The 19,497-nt window shown below is 37.1% G+C and carries 21 protein-coding genes; 18 read left to right on the top strand and 3 right to left on the bottom strand.

Going from position 1 to position 19,497, the window contains the following annotated elements; translation table 11 throughout:
- Positions 1-47: 47 nt before the first annotated feature.
- From RCG25_RS08890 to lysA, 3 genes are all read left to right on the top strand, one after another.
- Complete coding sequence (locus RCG25_RS08890; RefSeq protein WP_308083316.1) at positions 48-623, top strand: stage V sporulation protein SpoVABEA; 576 nt, start codon at positions 48-50, stop codon at positions 621-623.
- Positions 610-2,100 (top strand): spore germination protein, encoded by a 1,491-nt coding sequence (locus RCG25_RS08895; protein WP_308083317.1) that lies wholly within the window; start codon positions 610-612, stop codon positions 2,098-2,100. Before RCG25_RS08890 ends, RCG25_RS08895 begins: the two co-directional genes overlap by 14 nt.
- 160 nt (positions 2,101-2,260) lie before the next feature.
- Entirely contained in the window at positions 2,261-3,565 is a 1,305-nt protein-coding gene (gene lysA, locus RCG25_RS08900; RefSeq protein ID WP_308083318.1) for a diaminopimelate decarboxylase, read from the top strand.
- A gap of 230 nt (positions 3,566-3,795) precedes the next feature.
- Here lysA and RCG25_RS08905 read toward each other — a convergent pair whose 3' ends face one another.
- The gene (locus RCG25_RS08905; protein ID WP_308083319.1) at positions 3,796-4,659 is read right to left on the bottom strand and encodes a DUF1002 domain-containing protein; all 864 of its coding nucleotides are present in this window, start codon (positions 4,657-4,659) and stop codon (positions 3,796-3,798) included.
- Between the two features lie 674 nt (positions 4,660-5,333).
- Here RCG25_RS08905 and RCG25_RS08910 point away from each other — a divergent pair.
- Positions 5,334-5,684: a GNAT family N-acetyltransferase gene (locus tag RCG25_RS08910; protein WP_308083320.1), complete on the top strand. Its 351-nt coding sequence runs from the start codon at positions 5,334-5,336 to the stop codon at positions 5,682-5,684.
- Positions 5,685-5,703: 19 nt separating this feature from the next.
- Here the strand turns inward: RCG25_RS08910 and RCG25_RS08915 are convergent, their stop codons facing one another.
- On the bottom strand, positions 5,704-6,228 hold the full coding sequence (locus RCG25_RS08915; RefSeq protein ID WP_308083321.1) for a DUF309 domain-containing protein: 525 nt from the start codon (positions 6,226-6,228) through the stop codon (positions 5,704-5,706).
- Between the two features lie 131 nt (positions 6,229-6,359).
- A complete protein-coding gene (locus tag RCG25_RS08920; RefSeq protein ID WP_308083323.1) occupies positions 6,360-6,449 on the bottom strand; it encodes a YjcZ family sporulation protein in 90 nt (29 codons plus the stop codon).
- Positions 6,450-6,657: 208 nt separating this feature from the next.
- On the opposite strand from RCG25_RS08920, the gene RCG25_RS08925 reads away from it, so the two are divergent.
- From RCG25_RS08925 to RCG25_RS08990, 14 genes are all read left to right on the top strand, one after another.
- A complete protein-coding gene (locus RCG25_RS08925) occupies positions 6,658-7,410 on the top strand; it encodes a segregation/condensation protein A (RefSeq protein ID WP_308083325.1) in 753 nt (250 codons plus the stop codon).
- A 4-nt stretch (positions 7,411-7,414) separates the two neighbouring features.
- On the top strand, positions 7,415-8,002 hold the full coding sequence (scpB, locus tag RCG25_RS08930; RefSeq protein ID WP_308083326.1) for an SMC-Scp complex subunit ScpB: 588 nt from the start codon (positions 7,415-7,417) through the stop codon (positions 8,000-8,002).
- 109 nt (positions 8,003-8,111) lie between these two features.
- Positions 8,112-8,531 carry a hypothetical protein gene (locus RCG25_RS08935; protein ID WP_308083327.1) on the top strand — a complete coding sequence of 140 codons (420 nt, stop codon included), beginning with the start codon at positions 8,112-8,114 and terminating at the stop codon, positions 8,529-8,531.
- 32 nt (positions 8,532-8,563) lie between these two features.
- Entirely contained in the window at positions 8,564-9,052 is a 489-nt protein-coding gene (locus RCG25_RS08940) for a YpuI family protein (RefSeq protein WP_308083328.1), read from the top strand.
- 128 nt (positions 9,053-9,180) lie between these two features.
- The gene (locus tag RCG25_RS08945; RefSeq protein WP_308083329.1) at positions 9,181-10,071 is read left to right on the top strand and encodes a superoxide dismutase; all 891 of its coding nucleotides are present in this window, start codon (positions 9,181-9,183) and stop codon (positions 10,069-10,071) included.
- 133 nt (positions 10,072-10,204) lie between these two features.
- Positions 10,205-11,347 carry a D-alanyl-D-alanine carboxypeptidase family protein gene (locus tag RCG25_RS08950; RefSeq protein ID WP_308083330.1) on the top strand — a complete coding sequence of 381 codons (1,143 nt, stop codon included), beginning with the start codon at positions 10,205-10,207 and terminating at the stop codon, positions 11,345-11,347.
- The gene (locus RCG25_RS08955; protein ID WP_308083331.1) at positions 11,340-11,927 is read left to right on the top strand and encodes a nucleoside recognition domain-containing protein; all 588 of its coding nucleotides are present in this window, start codon (positions 11,340-11,342) and stop codon (positions 11,925-11,927) included. Before RCG25_RS08950 ends, RCG25_RS08955 begins: the two co-directional genes overlap by 8 nt.
- A gap of 6 nt (positions 11,928-11,933) precedes the next feature.
- Positions 11,934-12,470, top strand: coding sequence for a spore maturation protein (locus RCG25_RS08960; protein WP_308083332.1), 537 nt, complete (start codon positions 11,934-11,936; stop codon positions 12,468-12,470).
- Positions 12,471-12,610: 140 nt separating this feature from the next.
- Entirely contained in the window at positions 12,611-13,348 is a 738-nt protein-coding gene (gene rluB, locus RCG25_RS08965; RefSeq protein WP_308083333.1) for a 23S rRNA pseudouridine(2605) synthase RluB, read from the top strand.
- A gap of 96 nt (positions 13,349-13,444) precedes the next feature.
- Positions 13,445-13,969 (top strand): thiol-disulfide oxidoreductase ResA, encoded by a 525-nt coding sequence (gene resA, locus RCG25_RS08970; protein ID WP_308083334.1) that lies wholly within the window; start codon positions 13,445-13,447, stop codon positions 13,967-13,969.
- A gap of 20 nt (positions 13,970-13,989) precedes the next feature.
- Positions 13,990-15,612, top strand: a complete 1,623-nt coding sequence (locus tag RCG25_RS08975) for a cytochrome c biogenesis protein ResB (protein ID WP_308083335.1) — start codon at positions 13,990-13,992, stop codon at positions 15,610-15,612.
- Positions 15,613-16,797, top strand: coding sequence for a c-type cytochrome biogenesis protein CcsB (gene ccsB, locus RCG25_RS08980; protein WP_308083336.1), 1,185 nt, complete (start codon positions 15,613-15,615; stop codon positions 16,795-16,797).
- Between the two features lie 193 nt (positions 16,798-16,990).
- Positions 16,991-17,707: a response regulator transcription factor gene (locus RCG25_RS08985; RefSeq protein WP_308083337.1), complete on the top strand. Its 717-nt coding sequence runs from the start codon at positions 16,991-16,993 to the stop codon at positions 17,705-17,707.
- Complete coding sequence (locus tag RCG25_RS08990) at positions 17,704-19,482, top strand: ATP-binding protein (RefSeq protein WP_308083338.1); 1,779 nt, start codon at positions 17,704-17,706, stop codon at positions 19,480-19,482. The genes RCG25_RS08985 and RCG25_RS08990 overlap by 4 nt, the downstream gene beginning before the upstream one ends.
- Positions 19,483-19,497: the final 15 nt, after the last annotated feature.

A 19,497-nucleotide genomic window follows, 5' to 3' on the forward strand; every position in this document is an offset into this window, starting at 1 on the left:
AAAGGACTTGCTAGGTCCACGCTTTTCTAATGAAAGGACATCAAAGAATGAGTAAGCGGAGACGAGTCATTCTAGTAACGGACGGTGATGAATATGCCAAAAAGGCCATCGAGCACGTCGCTCGAGAGATTGGCGGTCGGTGTATTTCCCGGTCTCAAGGAAATCCGTCTAAATTGTCAGGTCCTGAAATTATCCGCTTAATAAAAGAAGCAGCTTATGATCCAGTATTAGTCATGTTTGATGACAGTGGCATTGTAGGGGAGGGGGCGGGTGAGAAAGCATTAAAATATGTTGCTACCCATAAAGACATTGAAGTTCTAGGCATTATTGCGGTGGCCGCAAAATCGAGACACGAAGAATGGGCAAGGGTGGATGTAAGTATTGATCGTGATGGAGTGTTAACTCCCTATGGGGTAGATAAATTTGGTATACCCGAACTTGAAATCGGCAGAATAAATGGAGATACAGTTTACTGTCTTGATGAGTTAGATGTGCCTATTATCGTTGGAGTGGGTGATGTAGGGAAAATGGCAAGGAACGACTCTTATAAACAAGGTTCCCCAATAACAAAGAAAGCAGTTGAACTTATACTAGAAAGGAGCGGCTTCTATGGCAAGAAGTGATGAGCAAAAATGGCCAATCCCTGAATCGGTCCATGAGACTGAAAATTATATGAAACAACGGGTGGGGCTTGGAATAAGTTTTGATCTAGGAGTTAGAAAACTTAACGTCCTTAAAACAGATGTCCAAATTTATTTTTGTAATGGATTATGTGATACTCGTTTCGTTATTGAGTTAATTGAAGAACTAGTGCAACTCAATGACCATGAAAAACTCTCAACTGACATTTATAAACTCATTTATAATCGTCTCCTCAACCAATCCGTTCAACCGATTAAAACACTAAATGAATTGGTGGACTTTGTATTATCAGGGTTAATTGTTGTAGTAATTGATGGGGTAGATACAGCCCTTGCAGTGGATGTTAGAAGTTATCCAGGAAGGTCTCCTCAAGAGCCTGACACAGAAAAAGTAGTTCGTGGTTCTCGTGATGGATTTGTAGAAAATATTATATTAAATACGGCATTAACAAGAAGAAGAATTCGTGATGAAAGACTGCGCTTTGAAATGTTAAAGGTTGGAGAACGGTCGAAAACGGATGTGGCCTTAGGATACTTAGAGGATGTTGCCGATGCAGATCTACTAAATATTCTCAGAAAAGAAATCAATGCTATACAAGTAGATGGCATTCCTTTGGCAGATAAAACGCTGGAAGAATTTATCGTAAAACAAGGGTGGAATCCCTTCCCAATGGTTAGATATACGGAGAGAGCGGATGTAGCTTCTGCTCATATTTTAGAAGGGCATATTGTCATTTATTGTGATACTTCCCCAAGTGTCATCATTACACCAGCAACCTATTTTCATCATGTGCAACATGCAGAAGAATTTCGGGAATCACCAGCAGCAGGGACCTTTGTACGGTGGACTCGTTTTTTAGGTGTATTAACATCGATATTATTGCTTCCATTATGGCTTTTATTTGTCTTAGAGCCTTCTTTATTACCTGAAAAAATATCGTTTATTGGACCTAACGAACAAACCAATATTCCCGTTGTCATTCAACTAATATTAGCCGATTTTGGGATTGAGTTTTTACGAATGGCAGCCATACATACACCAACACCATTATCCACGGCAATGGGCTTAATTGCAGCAGTGTTAATTGGTCAAATTGCAATTGATGTTGGTTTGTTTGTTCCTGAAGTCATTCTTTATGTTGCTGTCGCAGGCATTGGTTCATTTACCACACCAAGTTATGAGTTAGGTGTAGCTAATAAGATGCTCCGAATAACATTGACCATTTTAGTTGCCATCTTCCATACACCAGGTTTTATTATTGGTGCAAGTTTAATGTTTATTTTTCTTGTTAAGATGCGTGTCCTTAACACACCTTACCTATGGCCTTTTCTTCCGTTTGAGCCTAAAGGATTTTTGCAGATTCTCGTTCGAAGAGCTATACCTGGGTCACTACTTAGACCAAGCATTGTTCATCCGCGAAACCGTTTCCGACAGCCACCTAAAGCAAACGAGAAATAATTGCGGTTTTATTTCAGGTATGCTAAAGTAATTTTAATTAAATAGAGTGATAAAGGATTATGAATAGGCAGTATCTTATGTAGATTCTGTCTATTTGTTTATATCTTTTAACATTGTCTACATAAACTATAGTGAGCTGTTATGGAGAGTGGGGAAGGAAATGTATTTTTATGGATCAACAGGAGTTAATAAAAGCGGAAATTTAGAAATAGGCGGAGTCGATGCCATTGAATTGGCTCAAGAATATGGTACTCCTTTATATGTATATGATGTTGCATTAATGCGTGAAAGAGCTCGAGGCTTTAAAAGAACTTTTGAAGAACAAAATATGAAAGCTCAAGTGGCATATGCAAGTAAAGCATTCTCGACAGTTGCTATGATACAGCTGGCAGAAGAGGAAGGTTTATCTCTTGATGTCGTTTCTGGTGGGGAGTTATATACCGCTATAGTTGCAGGATTTCCAGTCGAGAGAATTCATTTTCATGGGAATAATAAAAGCCGGGAAGAACTGGAGATGGCGTTGGATCACCAAATTGGCTGTATTGTTGTAGATAATTTCCATGAAATCGAACTTTTAAAATCCATTTGCCAGGAGAAAAAAACGAAAGTTAATATTTTATTAAGAATAACTCCTGGGATTGAAGCGCATACCCATGATTATATTTTGACCGGGCAGGAGGATTCAAAATTCGGATTTGATCTTCAAAATGGACAGGCGAAACAGGCATTAGAAACAGCTCTTCATTTTGATTATTTTGATGTTCTTGGGCTACACTGCCACATTGGTTCGCAAATCTTTGAAACTACAGGATTTTTACTTGCTGCAAAGAAAATTGTTGAAAAAATGGCAGAGTGGGAAAATGAACTTTCATTTAAAGCGAAAGTGTTAAACCTAGGAGGCGGTTTTGGGATCCGTTATACAAAAGAGGATGAGCCAATTCCACCTGCACAATATGTCAGTGAAATCATTAAAGAAGTAAAAAAATTGACAGAGCATTACTCTATGCAAATGCCTGAAATCTGGATTGAACCAGGGCGTTCACTTGTAGGAGATGCAGGAATCACCCTTTATAAAGTAGGCTCTTCAAAAGAAGTCCCAGGTGTGAGGAAATATTTAGCTGTTGATGGAGGCATGAGTGATAACATTCGACCTGCTCTTTACAGCGCTAAATACGAGGCCGTTCTTGCTAATAGACCCTTAGCAAAAACAAAGGAAACCGTCTCTATTGCAGGGAAATGCTGTGAGTCGGGTGATATGTTAATTTGGGACTTACCACTTCCTGAAGCAGGGGAAGAAGATATTCTAGCTGTATTTTGTACGGGTGCTTATGGTTATTCCATGTCAAATAATTATAACCGTATTCCACGGCCAGCTGTTGTTTTTGTTGAAAACGGCAAGGCCACTCTTGTTGTTAAAAGAGAGACGTACGAAGATCTAGTAAGACATGATTTGCCATTAAAATAATGGAAAAGCTGCCATAGAAGTGGCAGCTTTATTAATTTAATGGCTGTGTTAAAGAACATTGTTGAATTTTATACCCTGTTGATTGGAGCGGAAGGCGCGAAGACTCCTGTGGGAGTACGGTTCAGGGGAGACCCCGCAGGCGCAAGCGCCGAGGAGGCTCGCCGAAACGCCCACGGAAAGCGAAGCGCCTGGAGCGGAAATCAACAGACAAGTTTAACAGAGCCATTTTATTAAGAGAAGATTGACTTGATAGCGTCGATCAACCAAATGAAGAACTGCTTGACCTTTTCTAAGAAACCTTGACCTTCTTCCGATTCAAGAAATTTAGAAATCCTATCCTTTGCCTTATTCAGTTGGTCACTCACTTGGTTCCAGTCGATATCTAAATTCTTCAACTTATTAAACAAATCAATTAGACGTTGCATTTCCTCATCAGTAAGACTAACATTTAAATCTTTTGCAGCCTGTTCAATGATTTTTCGTAATTCTTCATCATTTTGCGGCTTATTCTTGGCTATTTCTTCTTTTACTTTCGCGATTAATGCCGCAGCATTTTTCTCTCCGATCGAATCGCCGAGTTTGGCAGTTTCAACCATTTCCTGATTAGCTGCTTGCTTGACCTCTTCTGGTATAGCTTTATCCGCAGAGATTTCATATGCTTTTATGATTCCAGTTAAGGCAGCTGTTCCAGAAACAGAAATAGGAGCTGTGATATAGATGTTTGCATCCTTTACACCGGCAGTAATTAATGCATTCACATACATTTCATCTGTAACCCAATTGATATTATTGGTTTTAACTGTGATGCCAGATCCCTTAGGAGCAATGGTGATGGCAGAAGAAGAGATAGCCTTTGTTCCGATAAGAGACTTTGCTACATATTTCCCTAAATATTGGTGTTCCTCCTGATTGGACACAGTCACTATTTGTACATCCAGAGGGGCATCCATTTCTTTTAGAAGTTTATCCTTTTGATCTTTGGTAAGATTTTCACCTAAAGTGACAATCATATCCCCTTCAGCTAGATCTGCAAAGGTTCTGATCGGTTGAAAGAAAATTAAAGTTACTAATAAAAGGGTGAAAAATTTTTTCATTTTTTGCCTCCTTGAAATTTAAAGCAGTTTTAATAAATGGCTGTGTTAAAGAGCATTGTTGATTATTATACCCAGTTGATTGGAGCGGAAGGCGCGAAGACTCCTGTGGGAGTACGGGTCAGGGGAGACCCCGCAGGCGCAAGCGCCGAGGAGGCTCGCCGAAACGCCCACGGACTGCTCGCGCCTGGAGCGGAAATCAACAGACAAGTATAACAGAGCCTAATAAATATATGCTCTTTTATAATATAACCGAAACCTTTAATATAAACGAATAAATGTATTAAGAAGTTTCATAGTTTTAAAACTTTAGTGATAATATGTAATATTTGTAAGAGGAAATAGATTATTTCTGTCATTTGGTGTAGAATGAGTGTCATGAATGAACTGTTTCGGAGGAAGCCTTTATGAAAAGAAATTGGGTGTTATTTAGTATTCTAATTGGAATTTCTGCCATTTGGGGAATAATCTACTGGCTATTTATTGGACCAAAGCAATAGGATTTAGTAATTTTTATCATTGATGATTGCCCATTAATTATGTATGATGGTCATTAGTGAAACACTATAAATTTAATTACATATAATAAATTAGGTTTATTAATGAGTTGTTTGGTAAAAATATACTATTGCTAAACCAAATTACCAATGGTTTATTTAATATAATGAGGGATCAAAATGTTAATTCGGTATAAGAAAACATTCGAAAAAATTGCCATGGGATTACTGTCTTTTATGCCAAATGAAAAGGACTTAAAAAAGCTACAGTTGACCATGAAGGAATATGAGACGGAAGAAAACTGGCAGCTTTTCTTATGGAAAGAAGAAGATATTATTGGACTGCTAGGAGTTCTTTATCATGATGAAGAAAATACTCTCGAAATCCAGCATATTTCTGTTAACCCTTCCCATCGCTACCAAGGTGTGGGAAAAAGAATGGTAAAAGCATTAAGAGAGATGTACTCAGATAAAGTAATTATACCAAATGAAAACACTGCACCATTTATCGAAAAATGTGATGTTTGCTGAAATAACATGGGGCTGACCCTTATAAGTCAGCCTCTTTTCTCATTTTTAAAGATTGCTTTCTTTCTTGAATCACATTTGTTCGATCCCGTAATTTATGGCGTTGAACGAGGTTAATATTGGTCAGATCACTATCTTTACCCCATTGGAATTTTAATTGATCACAAGTTGCAAAACATAGGTCCAATAAATGAGGATCACTAATTGGTATATTAAAACTTCTATATAATTGTTCAGACGTAATGAGGTTTAAACGTTCTTGTACAATTTGAAGCAGTTGCACATAGTCCAATCCAAGTTTCTTTACACTATCTTCTTGTTTCTTTAGAATGGTTAAGGCCTTTTGTAATGTTCTTATTGCCCCTTTAAAGTTTTTTCTCCGGTGATGATAAGTGGAAACCGCCAATAAAATCAGACCTACCCAAATGGAATCTTTGTTTCTAGAGTCTGTCTTTTTCCAATACTCTTCAAGGACTTCGTGACACTCGAAATAATCACGATCCCCATGAAAATGGACTAAAAATTGAATATACGCTCTAGGATACAAGATATCCCCCCCTTAACAACATACTAAAGTAAGTTTATCACATTCAAAGATAGACCTTCTTAAAAATGAATCTCAAACTGGAAAAAAGAAAAGGCCCGTCAAAATGACGGGCCAGTACTTCAGTTTATTTTTTAATAAACCCAGGAAGCACCAACAATAATTAACAAAATGAATAGCACGACGATTAATGCAAAACCAGTACCAAAGCCGCCATCAGACATATTCAAATACCTCCTAAAATATTTTTTGTTCTTTTCCTTGTCATCATATGTAGGATATTTGTCCATTGTTATGGGCAAACATCTATTTTGGATATAAACCACTTAAGGTTGATTTTTCTATTGGATAACACAAATGAATACTCTATACTATTATTAGTCGTAATGACGGATAACGAATTTATCTTTATAGAATTTTGGTGAAATATAAATGCCATACCAGGTGAAAATTGATGCGTTTGAAGGGCCGTTGGATTTACTTCTCCATTTAATTAACCGGCTCGAGATTGATATATACGATATTCCGGTTGCTCAAATCACTGAGCAATATCTTATATATATTAAAACAATGACTGAACTTAAATTGGATGTAGCTAGTGAGTTTTTAGTTATGGCTGCTACCTTACTTGCCATTAAGAGTAAGATGCTTTTGCCTAAACATGAAGAGGCCTACGTAGACGCGGATTCAGACATGTCTTTCGAAGAGGATCCAAGGGACGAGTTAGTTGAAAGATTGATTGAATATCGGAAGTATAAAGAGGCAGCACAGGACCTTAAATCGATGGAAGAAGAACGAGGGCTTATGTTTACAAAGCCACCTAGTGACCTTTCTGACTTTGCAAAGGAAAAACACCCTGAAAGAACAGAATTAAATGTTTCTTTGTATGATATGTTAGCTGCATTTCAAAAATTATTACGTAGAAAAAAGTTACAGCGTCCAATGGCAACTAAAATTGCCAGACAAGAAATTTCAATTGAGACAAGAATGATAGAAATTATGGATGAATTAAAACAGCTAAAAGGAAGGAAAAACTTTAATGATTTGTTTCCCTTTCCGGCTAAAGAACATATTGTGGTGACCTTTTTAGCAGTTTTAGAGCTGATTAAAAGAAAAGAGATCGACGTGGAGCAGCAAGAAAATTTTGGTGAAATCTTTGTTGAAGCTGTTAAGGAAGGGGCATAGTCAAGTGGATCTTATTAATTGGACAAGCATTGTTGAGAGCCTTTTGTTTGCAGCTGGAGATGAGGGGCTTTCGTTAAAGCAATTAGCTGAAGTACTAGATGTGGATGAACTGAAAGCAAGTGAGGTCCTTGAGGACTTAAAGAAAGAATACGTACAAAACAATAATAGGGGAGTTATGATTGTCCAGTTGGCTGGGACCTATCAACTAGCTACAAAAAAGGAAAACGCAAATTACTTAAAAAAATTGGTGGATTCTCCACATACCTCTACCTTATCACAGGCTGCGTTAGAAACATTGGCTATTGTTGCCTATAAACAACCAATTACTAGGGCAGAAATAGAAGAAATTCGAGGGGTGAAAACAGAAAGACCCCTGCATACATTAATGGCAAAGGTTTTAATTAAAGAGGTTGGTCGTGCAGAGGGAGCAGGAAGAGCTTATTTATATGGCACGACGAAGGAATTTCTTGATTATTTTGGCCTTAAAAGTCTTAAGGAACTTCCACAACTTCCTGAAAAAGTAGAGGATGAATACATCCAAGAGGAAGCCGATTTATTTTTTGAGAAATTTCAAGAAACGATTAACTCTTAAAATGGCTATCAAAATGACCAATTTATGCTAAAATAAATATACGTTTTCAAAATGATTTATCAGTTATAACTGGTATTAACTGAGCATTTCAATAAGGGGCGGGATTATCTTGCAGATTAAAGAGTGTAAAGGTATTGAATTAGAAAAAGAAAAATCAAATACTTCTGAGGATTTTTTTAACAGAAGTGAAGTAACCTTTATCGACAACGGGGAAGAAAAAACACTTCATGTTTTATACGTTAGGTATTTTGATGAGTTTCTCCAGGAATTAACACCATTTAAACAGGACCCCATTTTGGTTCAAAATGAAAATGAGATATTTTTTAGGGATATCGTAGCACTGTGTTGCCTCATTAAGAATCCAGGTCTGCGAAGCAGAAAACGTCTATATATTAATTCAAAGAATGAATTTACTTCTTATTTTCAGGATATTAATTTTGAAAAATTACCTGAAGTTTTTCGTGCTCTTAAAGAAAAGAAGGGTTTCGAACTCCATTCACCACTTGAATTCATTTTGCAACCGCAATAAAGAAGGCTCGATGTTAAATTAGGGAGGTAACTATGGGAAACTCGTTGGTAAAATCACAACTAAATGATGTGAAAGAATTTTTAAGTAAGTCAATTGCAACTTTAGAAAACTTTCTAAATGAAACAACCCTCTCACAAATGAATGGAGAGAATGAAGAAGACCGTCAGTATAATAAATTAATTTTTTCAAGTTTAAGAAAGTTAATTGTCTATAGCGAGGAAAGTTTTGAAGCCTGCTCGATTATTTTACAAAGCGAACCGTTTCAAAAAGCGGCTGCGGAAAAAACACTCTACAAAATCTACCACCAATGCATTGAAGAGTTTTTCTCACCAAAAAATGATGCATGGTACGAAGATAGTCGCTCTGCCTACACGGGTAGAAATTCGATTAAATTTTACCGAAGTGTGTCTGAAGGCATCGTACAGCTAGTCAAAAGTTTAGAGGGTGAATTCCAGCGGGTAAGGGAAGAACTTGAGTACTACGAAACAGACTATAGAACAAAGATGATACAATCAAAGTAAATGGTAAATCAGGCTGGCCTCTCTAAGAGGGCAGCCTTTTCCTATCATTTTTTTATCAACCCCCTCATACCATTTAGGTAACTACATGACACCGCACGTAATTGCGGTAGTTAGAAATGAGGGATATAGTGGATCGGTTTAGCAGATATGTTAGCGAATTGTTTAAATGGAATGAGCAAATGAAACATTTTCTCCAGTCAGAAAAGGTGGGGCAGGATTCTGAGCTGTGGAATCAGCTGGATGCTTTTACTGAACTGATTGAAAGTACAAATCGCGAGTTGTCAAATGAAGAACTGCTTTCACTCCAAACGAAAGCAGAGAATATCCATATACAATTGGAGGATTACTTCAAAAGAAAACAGGAAATAGGTAATATTTGGATAACTGAAAAAAAACTATCACCAGGTGGTCATTCTCTACCTGAGCTACCCTACCCCTATAATGCATTAGAACCCTATATTTCTGAAGAAATTATGAAACTGCACCATGATAAGCACCATCGATCATATGTAGATGGGTTAAATCGAGCAGAACTCAATCTGAAAAAAGCCAGAGAGACTAACGATTATTCTTTGATTAAGCATTGGTCAAGAGAGCTAGCATTTCATGGATCTGGACATTATTTGCATACGATTTTTTGGAAGAATATGAGTCCGAATGGCGGTGGCAGCCCTCAAGGTCTACTAAAGGAGGAGATTGATAGTTATTTTGGTAGCTTCTCCGCATTTAAAAAACAGTTCACCGAGGCTGCAAAGCAAGTTGAGGGAGTGGGCTGGGCCGTTTTGGTTTGGGCGCCGCGAGCGAGACATTTGGAAATACTTCAATCAGAGCGGCATATGCTGTTAACACAGTGGGATACCATTCCTTTACTAGTGTTAGATGTATGGGAGCATGCCTATTACCTCCAATATAAAAACAACAGGGCTGAATACGTGGATAATTGGTGGAATATAGTGAATTGGCATGATGTGGAGATGAGGTTTGAAAAGGCAGCAGATATTAAATGGCCTGCGTTTTAAACGGGGATTAAAAAGCATCCGGCATGGTCGGGTGCTTTTGCTTTGCTTAAAATTAATCATATTCATCCTTGTCCTGCATAAACTTGTACAAAGCTAAATAAGTAGAAGTATAGAAGGAGACGAGGTTGATCTAATGAGAATGATTTTAAAACTAATAATCTTTTCCATCTTGGTCTCACTGTTCGTTACAAACATTCCTCAGAAGGTGGACGCATCCGTTTCCGTAAGTGCCGCAAGTGCTGTGCTGATTGAACAGAAAACTGGTCGAGTCCTTTTTGAAAAAGATGCACACACCAAAAGAAGAATTGCAAGTATAACTAAAATTATGACGGCAATTCTTGCGATTGAATCGGGAAAAATGAATCAATACGTAACCGTTAGTGAAAAAGCGACTCGTGCGGAGGGATCGTCCGTTTATTTAAAACCTGGAGAGAAAATTAAACTAAACGATTTAGTTTATGGATTGATGCTGCGATCAGGAAATGATACGGCTGTGGCCATCGCTGAATATGTAGGGGGAAGTGTAGATGGTTTTGCTTTTTTGATGAATCAGAAGGCAAGGGAAATTGGAATGTATAATTCTCATTTCTCCAATCCACATGGACTCGATGATCACGAAAATCATTATTCAACTGCCTATGATATGGCTATTCTGATGCGTTATGCTATGCAAAATAAAACCTTTGAAAAAATCTCAGGTACAAAAGTACATCGTGCCCCGAATCCATCTGAGAAATGGGACCGAGTTTGGAAAAACAAGAATCGTTTGCTCTCAAAATATAAGTTTTGCACTGGTGGGAAAACCGGATATACAAAAAGAGCGAAAAGGACGCTGGTAACTACTGCGACTAAAGGGGACATGAAACTTATTGCTGTAACCTTAAATGGGCCAGATGATTGGAATGATCATATTTCCATGTATGAAGGTGGATTTAAAGGGTTTGATATGGCAGAAGTGATACCTAAGGGAAAAGTAGAGATTGAAAATAATAAAGATTACAAGGATAAATTGTATGTAAAAAAGTCAATTGTCTACCCGGTAACAAACGAGGAAATGAACTTATTTTCAGTCAAATATAAGTTAAATAAGTCTAAAAGTGCCGAACGTACAAAGAGTAAGGAACTGGTTGTTGGGAAGGCTGCCGTCTACTTAGATGGAAAAGTGGTACAAGAAACTCCGATTTATTATCAAAATACCGTCAAGAAAAAGAAAGGTTTGTTTGATTTTATAAAAGATATATTTCTAATTGCTATTGGTGTGAATGCTCATGGTTAATTATGTTTGGGTGATTATGACCGTTATTGGGGTTGTCTTTGCATTATTCAATGGAACAATGGAGGCTGTCAACAAAGCTGTATTTGATGGTGCTAAAGAAGCGGTAACATTGTGTATAGGACTGATCAGTGTCCTTGTTTTCTGGCTCGGAATGATGCGTATTGCTGAAGAGTCGGGTCTTCTAGAACGTCTCTCAAGGCTATTTCGTCCGCTTGTGAAAATTTTGTTTCCTGAGGTTCCTCCAAATCACCCAGCAATGGGATATATTTTGTCTAATATGATTTCTAATATGTTTGGATTAGGAAATGCTGCAACCCCACTGGGCATTAAAGCAATGGAGGAATTAAAAAAATTAAATGGTGGAAAAACTTCAGCAAGTCGGTCGATGGTTACTTTTTTAGCCATTAATACAGCCAGTATTACCATCATTCCAACAACTGTAATTGCGATTCGAATAAACTATCATTCTGTATCCCCTACAGAAATTGTAGTCCCAACTATCATTGCAACTATTATATCGGCAATCGGTGCAATCCTCATTGATCGGTACTTTTATTACCGTAGAAGCCGAAAAGGATGAACATGTATGCAGCTAATTTCAGTTATTTCCTTAACATTTATTCCTTTACTTATTGGATTCATTCTTCTATACGGCACATTTAAACGAGTGCCCACCTATGAAAGTTTTGTTGAAGGTGGGAAAGAGGGCATCAAGATTGCCATTTCTATCATTCCCTTTTTAGTAGGTATGCTTGTTGCAATCTCGATATTTCGTGCTTCTGGTGCATTAGATGCATTAATGAATTGGATTCGCCCGTTTATGCAATCAATGGGTGTACCGGCTGAAATTGTACCATTGTTAATAATAAGACCCATATCTGGAACGGCGGCCCTAGGCATGACTAGTGACTTAATTGGTGTTTATGGACCTGATTCCTTTATAGGCAGACTTGCTTCTATTTTGCAAGGCAGTACAGATACCACCTTTTATGTATTAACCGTGTATTTTGGTGCTGTTGGGATTAAAAAAATGGGGGATGCTTTAAAAGTAGGGCTTATTGCTGATGTGTTTGGAATCATTGTATCCATTGTTGTAGTAGTATTGATATTTGGAACTAAATAGCTTTAAGTAGAAGGTGTGTTCTAAAAAGAACATACTTTTTTATTTTTATTTCACTTTAAAAATCCGTTACTTTGAAAAGTGGAGAAATTGTGTCATAATTCATTAAGATGGATTAGGATTGAGAAATATGAGGTGGAAAAATGGAAAGATTACAAAAAGTTATTGCCCGAGCAGGCATAGCTTCAAGAAGAAAATCTGAAGAATTAATTAAAGAAGGCAGAGTTAAGGTGAATGGAAAGGTTGTTACTGAACTTGGTCTAAAAGTCACTCCTACTGATCGAGTGGAAGTAAATGAAATACAAATTGAGAAAGAAGAACCAGTTTATTTCCTTTTATATAAACCACGGGGGGTAATCTCTAGTGTAAGTGATGATAAGGGCAGAAAAGTGGTTACTGATTTCTTCCCCATGTTAAAAGAACGAATTTTTCCTGTAGGCCGGCTGGATTATGATACATCAGGACTACTTTTAATAACAAATGATGGGGAATTTTCCAATCTGCTCACGCATCCAAAGAATGAGATTGATAAAGTGTATGTAGCAAAAGTAAAGGGAATTCCTTTAAAAGAAGACCTAAGAAAATTAGAAAAAGGTATCAAACTTGAAGATGGAAAAACCGCACCAGCAAAAGTGAAATTATTATCGGGAGATAAGAAAAAGCTAACCGCTATTGTTGAAATTACCATTCATGAAGGACGAAATAGACAGGTTAGACGAATGTTCGAAGCGATTGGCCATGAAGTATTAAAGCTAAAGCGTGAACGATATGCATTCTTAACGTTACACGGTTTAAAGGCAGGAGATGCTCGAGAACTGACCCCGCATGAGGTAAAGCAGCTAAGAGCCTTTGCAATGGATTCATCTAAGAAAAATTCATAATATCGTCACAATTACTTTTCTGCGTTAGCACTATGAGAGTGTTGGTAAATGCTATAATTAGACAAACTGTGTAATGGAGTAACTGGAGGTTTTTTTATGAAGAAACGGCGATTAGTGATGAGGTCCCTTATTTTACTTGTTCTAGGTGCTGCCGTTGCTTATTCACTGTATGCAAATTTAACAAAAGATAATAAACAAAAAGTGGCCGTCGGAGATACAGCTCCTGACTTTGCTTTGGTAGATATGCAGGGAAATAAACACCGCTTATCTGATTATAGGGGACAGGGAGTGTTCTTAAACTTTTGGGGAACCTGGTGTCCACCCTGTAAAAAAGAAATGCCATATATAAATAATCAATACCATCAGTATAAGGACCAAGGGGTTCAGGTTTTGACTGTAGATATACAGGAACCCGAGCTTGCTGTCCAACAATTTGCTGAACGCCTTAAGCTTGATTTTCCTATCATGATTGATACAGATAAAGAAGTCATGAGTACATATGGTATAGACCTTCTTCCAGCCACTTTTTTGATTGATAAAAATGGCAAGGTAGTTAAATACCATACAGGAGAACTAACCGAAAATAAAATTAGGGAATTTATGGAGAAAATAAAACCTTAAGGTTGTAGGGAGTTTTTACAATGAAAGATGTTAAATGTGAATGCGGCCATGTAAATCCACACGGTACTGTACTATGTGAAGCTTGTGGTAAAGTGCTAGATGAGCAAGAGAATGATAAACAGCTTCTCGATATGCGCTATGAAGGAAGTGCACGCCGCTCACAAACCTATAATAAAACCTTTATAGATAAAATCTGGAATTTCTTCTCATCTGTAAAGGTTGGAGTTTGGCTTATTATCATCACTTTAATTGTTTCTACATTAGGAACCATTCTTCCGCAGGAAATGTATATAAATCTGCCGCCAGAAGTCTATTATAAACAAGAGTATGGCTGGTTTGGAGAATTATATTACGATTTAGGTCTTCATGATTTGTATGGCTCTTGGTGGTACCTTTTATTAATTGCTATGATTGGAATTTCTCTTGTTATTTGTAGTCTTGATAGGGTTGTGCCCTTATATAAGGCTTTAAAAGCCCAACGGGTTACCCGACATGAGGGATTTTTAAAGCGTCAGAGGGTTTTTGGTGTCAATGAATACAGTGATACAGATGATATAACTACCATTAAAAAGCATCTAAAAGAAAGAAGATATAATGTTCGTGAAGAAAATGGGGATTTGTTGGCTGAAAAAGGCCGCTTTTCACGTTGGGGCCCCTATATTAACCACGTAGGATTAATTATCTTTTTATTTGGCGGGATGCTGCGGTTTATTCCTGGATTTTATATAAATGAAGATCTTTGGGTTCGAGAAGGAGAAACGGCTGTAGTACCAGAAACAAATGGACAATTTTTTATCAAAAACAATCAATTCATTCTACAACACTATGATAAAAATAAAGACAAAACTTTTGAAAAAGCAATCAATCGTGCGGGTGAAGTGGTAAAGAATTATCAATCAAACGTTGTCCTATATAAACGGGTCGGAAAGAATCTTCCTGGTGAGAAACCAGAGCTTAAAAAAATAGAAGAATATAAAATACAAGTAAACAAACCGTTATCTTATGAAGGATACTCCATTTTTCAGTCTTCTTTTAGGTCTGAGATGAATTCAATGTCATTTTCATTAATTGATAAAAGTACAAACCAATCTTTTGGTGACCTCAAAGTGGATCTTTTAGATCCAAAAGATAAATATGATTTAGGTAATGGTTATTCAGTAGAGATTCTTAACTTTTTTCCGGATTTTGAATTTGATAAAAACGGGGAACCTACAACAAAATCCCGAGTACCCAATAATCCTGCTTTCGTTTTTCGTATGATTACTCCTGATAAACCAAAGGGAGAAACGGCCTTTATTGCAATTAGACAAAACATTGAACCATTTGGAAATAATAAGTATAAGATCGCATTTAAGGGTATAGATACAAAGAACGTCTCTGGATTTATTGTCCGAAAAGATTCGTCATTATGGGCCATTATTTTAGGTGGAATTATATTTATGATTGGTGTCATTCAGGGGGCTTACTGGAACCACCGTCGAATCTGGGTACAAAAGAAAAACGGACAAGTTTGGATTGCCGCTCACACAAATAAAAATTGGTATGGATTAAAACGGGAAATTGAAACCGTCTTAGCGGATACCAAGCTTGGCATTCCAGAAGACCAACTTCAAAAAGAAAATATAGATAAGGAGGGAGTCTAGTTGGCGACACTAAGTAGTAATTTATTATTTGTTTCTTTTATTCTTTATTTAATAGCAACGTTGTTTTTCGGTGGCTCTATTAAATCAAAGAAAGAGTTTAATGAGAAGAAGGGAACCAACAGGTGGGGGCAAATTGCTGTATTTTTGACAATTGTTGGTTTTATTTCGCAACTAGGTTATTTTATCACTAGATGGATTGCAGCTGGACACGCTCCAGTGAGTAATATGTTCGAGTTTACCACTTTCTTCGGAATGGCTCTTGTTGGTGCATTTATTGTTATTTATTTTATCTATCGTACAACCTTACTTGGATTGTTTACCATGCCTGTAGCTATATTGGTAATTGCCTATGCGAGTATGTTTCCAAGGGATATTACTCCATTAATACCAGCTCTTCAAAGCTATTGGTTGCATATTCATGTGACCACTGCGGCCATCGGAGAAGCTATTTTGGCAATTAGCTTTGCAGCCGGACTAATTTATTTAGTGAAGGCAATTGACCAAACAAAATCTAATAAACAAACCTTTTGGCTAGAAATGGTAATGTTTGCATTAATTACAGTACTTGGCTTTGTTGCTATATCATCTGTATTCTCAGGAACAGGATATCATGAGAAATTTAATTGGATTGATAAACATGATACCGAGCAAGTCCTTGAATATACGATGCCTGCTCTGGTTGGTCCACATAAAGGAGAACTAATAACAGAGAGTGGATTTAAGCCTATTATTGAAGTACCTGCTTTCATCAATGCAAAAAAATTAAATACGGTTATTTGGTCATTATTTGGTGGTCTGGTGCTTTATAGCATAATAAGACTAATCATTAGAAAGCGAATTGCAGCCTCACTTAAGCCTCTTGTCAAGAATATCAAACTTGATTTTGTTGATGAGATTAGCTATCGCTCAGTATTAATTGGTTTTCCTGTATTTACATTAGGCGCGCTCATTTTTGCTATGATTTGGGCACAAATGGCATGGTCTCGTTTCTGGGGATGGGATCCAAAAGAGGTTTGGGCTTTAATTACATGGCTTTTCTATGCGGCATTTTTACACCTTCGCCTTTCTAAGGGCTGGCATGGTGAGAAATCAGCATGGCTCGCCGTCATCGGATTTGTCATCATCATGTTTAACCTAGTTGCCGTTAACTTGGTAATAGCAGGACTCCATTCATATGCTGGTTAAACAGTAAGACCAGACTTATAATTAATTTTATAGCCTTCACTACAAAGTGAAGGCTTTTTTAAAATAAAAATTGTGTAAATACTAAAAAAAGATGGATTGTCAAACAATTGACACTTTTAGAGGAGTATTTACTACGAAAAGATAGCAAAATACGATACCATTTTGTAAAATAAACCTCATGGGGGGATTAATAATGGATAAAGACGTAAAAATTTTAGTCGTAGATGATGAAGAAAGAATTCGCCGATTATTAAAAATGTATTTAGAGCGTGAAGAATATAGCATTGATGAAGCAGAGGATGGTACCGAGGCATTGACAAAAGCCCTCGCTAATGATTATGACGTCATTCTGCTCGATCTTATGATGCCTGGTAAAGATGGAATTGAAGTCTGCCGGGAACTAAGAGAAAAGAAGGCAACTCCCGTTATTATGTTAACGGCAAAAGGAGAAGAAATCAATCGTGTTCAAGGCTTTGAGGTCGGAACAGATGATTATATTGTTAAACCCTTCAGCCCTAGAGAAGTAGTCTTACGTGTGAAGGCACTACTAAGAAGGTCTTCACAAACTAGTTATCTGCAAACTGAAACCACAACTAAAGATGTTATTGTATTTCCACACCTTACAATTGATAATGACGCTCATAGAGTAACTGCTGATGGTAAGGAAGTAAGTTTAACACCAAAAGAATATGAACTATTATATTTTCTATCAAAAGCACCGGATAAAGTATTTGACCGCGAACAGTTATTAAAAGAAGTTTGGCACTACGAATTTTTTGGTGATCTACGGACAGTTGATACACATGTGAAACGTCTCCGTGAAAAGTTAAACAAGGTTTCTGAGCAAGCAGCAAGAATGATTGTAACCGTATGGGGAGTGGGCTACAAATTTGAGGTAATTAATGAATGACCTTTTTACGAAGTGTTGTAGGTAAACTTTGGTTTACAATTCTTCTATTAGTATCCTTTATTTTGTTTATCTTAACTGTCATGCTCCTAGAGTTTTTTCAAAACTACAACATTCATGAGACAAAAGATAACCTTACTAGTACTGCTGAAAAAATTGCAAATGTTTTGGAAGAACATCCAAATGAGAAATTCCCACTGGGGTTAGAAATATCATGGGAAATTATCGACGATGTTACCAAAGTGGTCATTGTTAAAAATGAGAATGAAATCTACTACTCTCCGAATACGGAAAAAGAAAAAAAATTAACATTGTCATACATTAAAAATGACAAAGAGTTAGCGAGAGTCTTTCAAGAAAAGACGGTTGAAAAAGTCTCCGATCTTTCTGAAAATATCGGAAGAAACGAATCGGATTTTTCGATTATTGGTGTACCATTGCATTTACCTGGTGATGAACATGGAGCTGTATTTATTTATCAATCACTACGGGTGATGCAGGAAACTACCCATTCCACAACAAAATTTATCCTGCTTGTTGCAGGTGTGGCAATTATTTTAACAACTATTTTTGCCTTTTTTCTTTCAACGAGAATTACCGCTCCATTAAGAAAAATGAGAGAAGCTGCTTTTGAAGTGGCGAGAGGAAAATTTGATACAAAGGTTCCCATTCTTACTCATGATGAAATCGGAGAATTGGCCACTGCTTTTAACCAAATGGGACGGCAATTAAAGTTTAATATGAATGCTCTTAGTCAGGAAAAAGAGCAGCTCGCCAGTATATTAAGCAGTATGGCTGATGGGGTTATTACCTTTAACCGTGATGGTACCATCTTAATTACCAATCCTCCTGCAGATCGGTTCCTCCAATATTGGTATTATGAAAAAGGAGGAAATACTTCAGATGTAGAGGCCATTCCATCACAGGTAATGAATCTCTTTCAAAAAGCGGTAGATACTGAAAAGGAACAGGTGGGTGAAATCTCACTTCAAGGTCGTCACTGGGTTATATTAGTGAGTCCACTTTACAGTAATCAATTTATTCGCGGAGCAGTTGCGGTATTAAGGGATATGACTGAAGAGAGACAGTTAGATAAGATGAGAAAAGATTTCATTGCTAATGTTTCACATGAACTTAGGACACCTATTTCCATGTTACAAGGTTACAGCGAAGCTATTGTCGATGACATTGCTGAATCCCAGGAAGAGAAAAAGGAAATGGCCAAGGTCATTTATGATGAATCATTAAGAATGGGACGCCTTGTTAATGAACTACTTGACCTTGCACGAATGGAAGCGGGGCATCTTCAGTTAACCTTTGAAGAAGTAGATCTTTCTTCATTTATCAATCGTATTATTCACAAATTTCAGGGATTGGCGAAGGATAATGAAATTCAATTGACTGTAGAAATAGGCAGTGGAATTTCAACCGTTTCCTTTGATCCTGATAGAATTGAACAAGTCTTAACCAATTTAATTGATAACGCGATTAGACATACTCCAAAAGGTGGACTAGTTAAGTTAACTGTTTCAAATGAAGAACAGGCAATAAAAATTGAAGTCAAAGACTCAGGTTCTGGAATTCCTGAAGAAGATTTACCGTTTGTTTTTGAACGCTTTTATAAAGCCGATAAAGCAAGAACAAGAGGAAGAGCGGGCACTGGCCTTGGCTTAGCAATTGCTAAAAATATTATCGATGCCCATCGCGGTCATATTTCTGTTCAAAGTAAGATGGGACTAGGAACGACATTTTCCTTCCTTCTCCCTCGAAAAAAGTAATATTTCCAACTATCT

Source organism: Neobacillus sp. PS2-9 (assembly GCF_030915525.1).
Lineage (GTDB): Bacteria > Bacillota > Bacilli > Bacillales > Cytobacillaceae > Neobacillus.

Coding starts and splice junctions, on each gene's coding strand:
- RCG25_RS08890 (WP_308083316.1), top strand. CDS start 48: ATGAGTAAGCGGAGACGAGTCATTCTAGTAACGGACGGTGATGAATAT.
- RCG25_RS08895 (WP_308083317.1), top strand. CDS start 610: ATGGCAAGAAGTGATGAGCAAAAATGGCCAATCCCTGAATCGGTCCAT.
- lysA (WP_308083318.1), top strand. CDS start 2,261: ATGTATTTTTATGGATCAACAGGAGTTAATAAAAGCGGAAATTTAGAA.
- RCG25_RS08905 (WP_308083319.1), bottom strand. CDS start 4,659: ATGAAAAAATTTTTCACCCTTTTATTAGTAACTTTAATTTTCTTTCAA.
- RCG25_RS08910 (WP_308083320.1), top strand. CDS start 5,334: ATGTTAATTCGGTATAAGAAAACATTCGAAAAAATTGCCATGGGATTA.
- RCG25_RS08920 (WP_308083323.1), bottom strand. CDS start 6,449: ATGTCTGATGGCGGCTTTGGTACTGGTTTTGCATTAATCGTCGTGCTA.
- RCG25_RS08925 (WP_308083325.1), top strand. CDS start 6,658: ATGCCATACCAGGTGAAAATTGATGCGTTTGAAGGGCCGTTGGATTTA.
- RCG25_RS08940 (WP_308083328.1), top strand. CDS start 8,564: ATGGGAAACTCGTTGGTAAAATCACAACTAAATGATGTGAAAGAATTT.
- RCG25_RS08950 (WP_308083330.1), top strand. CDS start 10,205: ATGAGAATGATTTTAAAACTAATAATCTTTTCCATCTTGGTCTCACTG.
- RCG25_RS08955 (WP_308083331.1), top strand. CDS start 11,340: ATGGTTAATTATGTTTGGGTGATTATGACCGTTATTGGGGTTGTCTTT.
- RCG25_RS08960 (WP_308083332.1), top strand. CDS start 11,934: ATGCAGCTAATTTCAGTTATTTCCTTAACATTTATTCCTTTACTTATT.
- rluB (WP_308083333.1), top strand. CDS start 12,611: ATGGAAAGATTACAAAAAGTTATTGCCCGAGCAGGCATAGCTTCAAGA.
- resA (WP_308083334.1), top strand. CDS start 13,445: ATGAAGAAACGGCGATTAGTGATGAGGTCCCTTATTTTACTTGTTCTA.
- RCG25_RS08975 (WP_308083335.1), top strand. CDS start 13,990: ATGAAAGATGTTAAATGTGAATGCGGCCATGTAAATCCACACGGTACT.
- RCG25_RS08985 (WP_308083337.1), top strand. CDS start 16,991: ATGGATAAAGACGTAAAAATTTTAGTCGTAGATGATGAAGAAAGAATT.
- RCG25_RS08990 (WP_308083338.1), top strand. CDS start 17,704: ATGACCTTTTTACGAAGTGTTGTAGGTAAACTTTGGTTTACAATTCTT.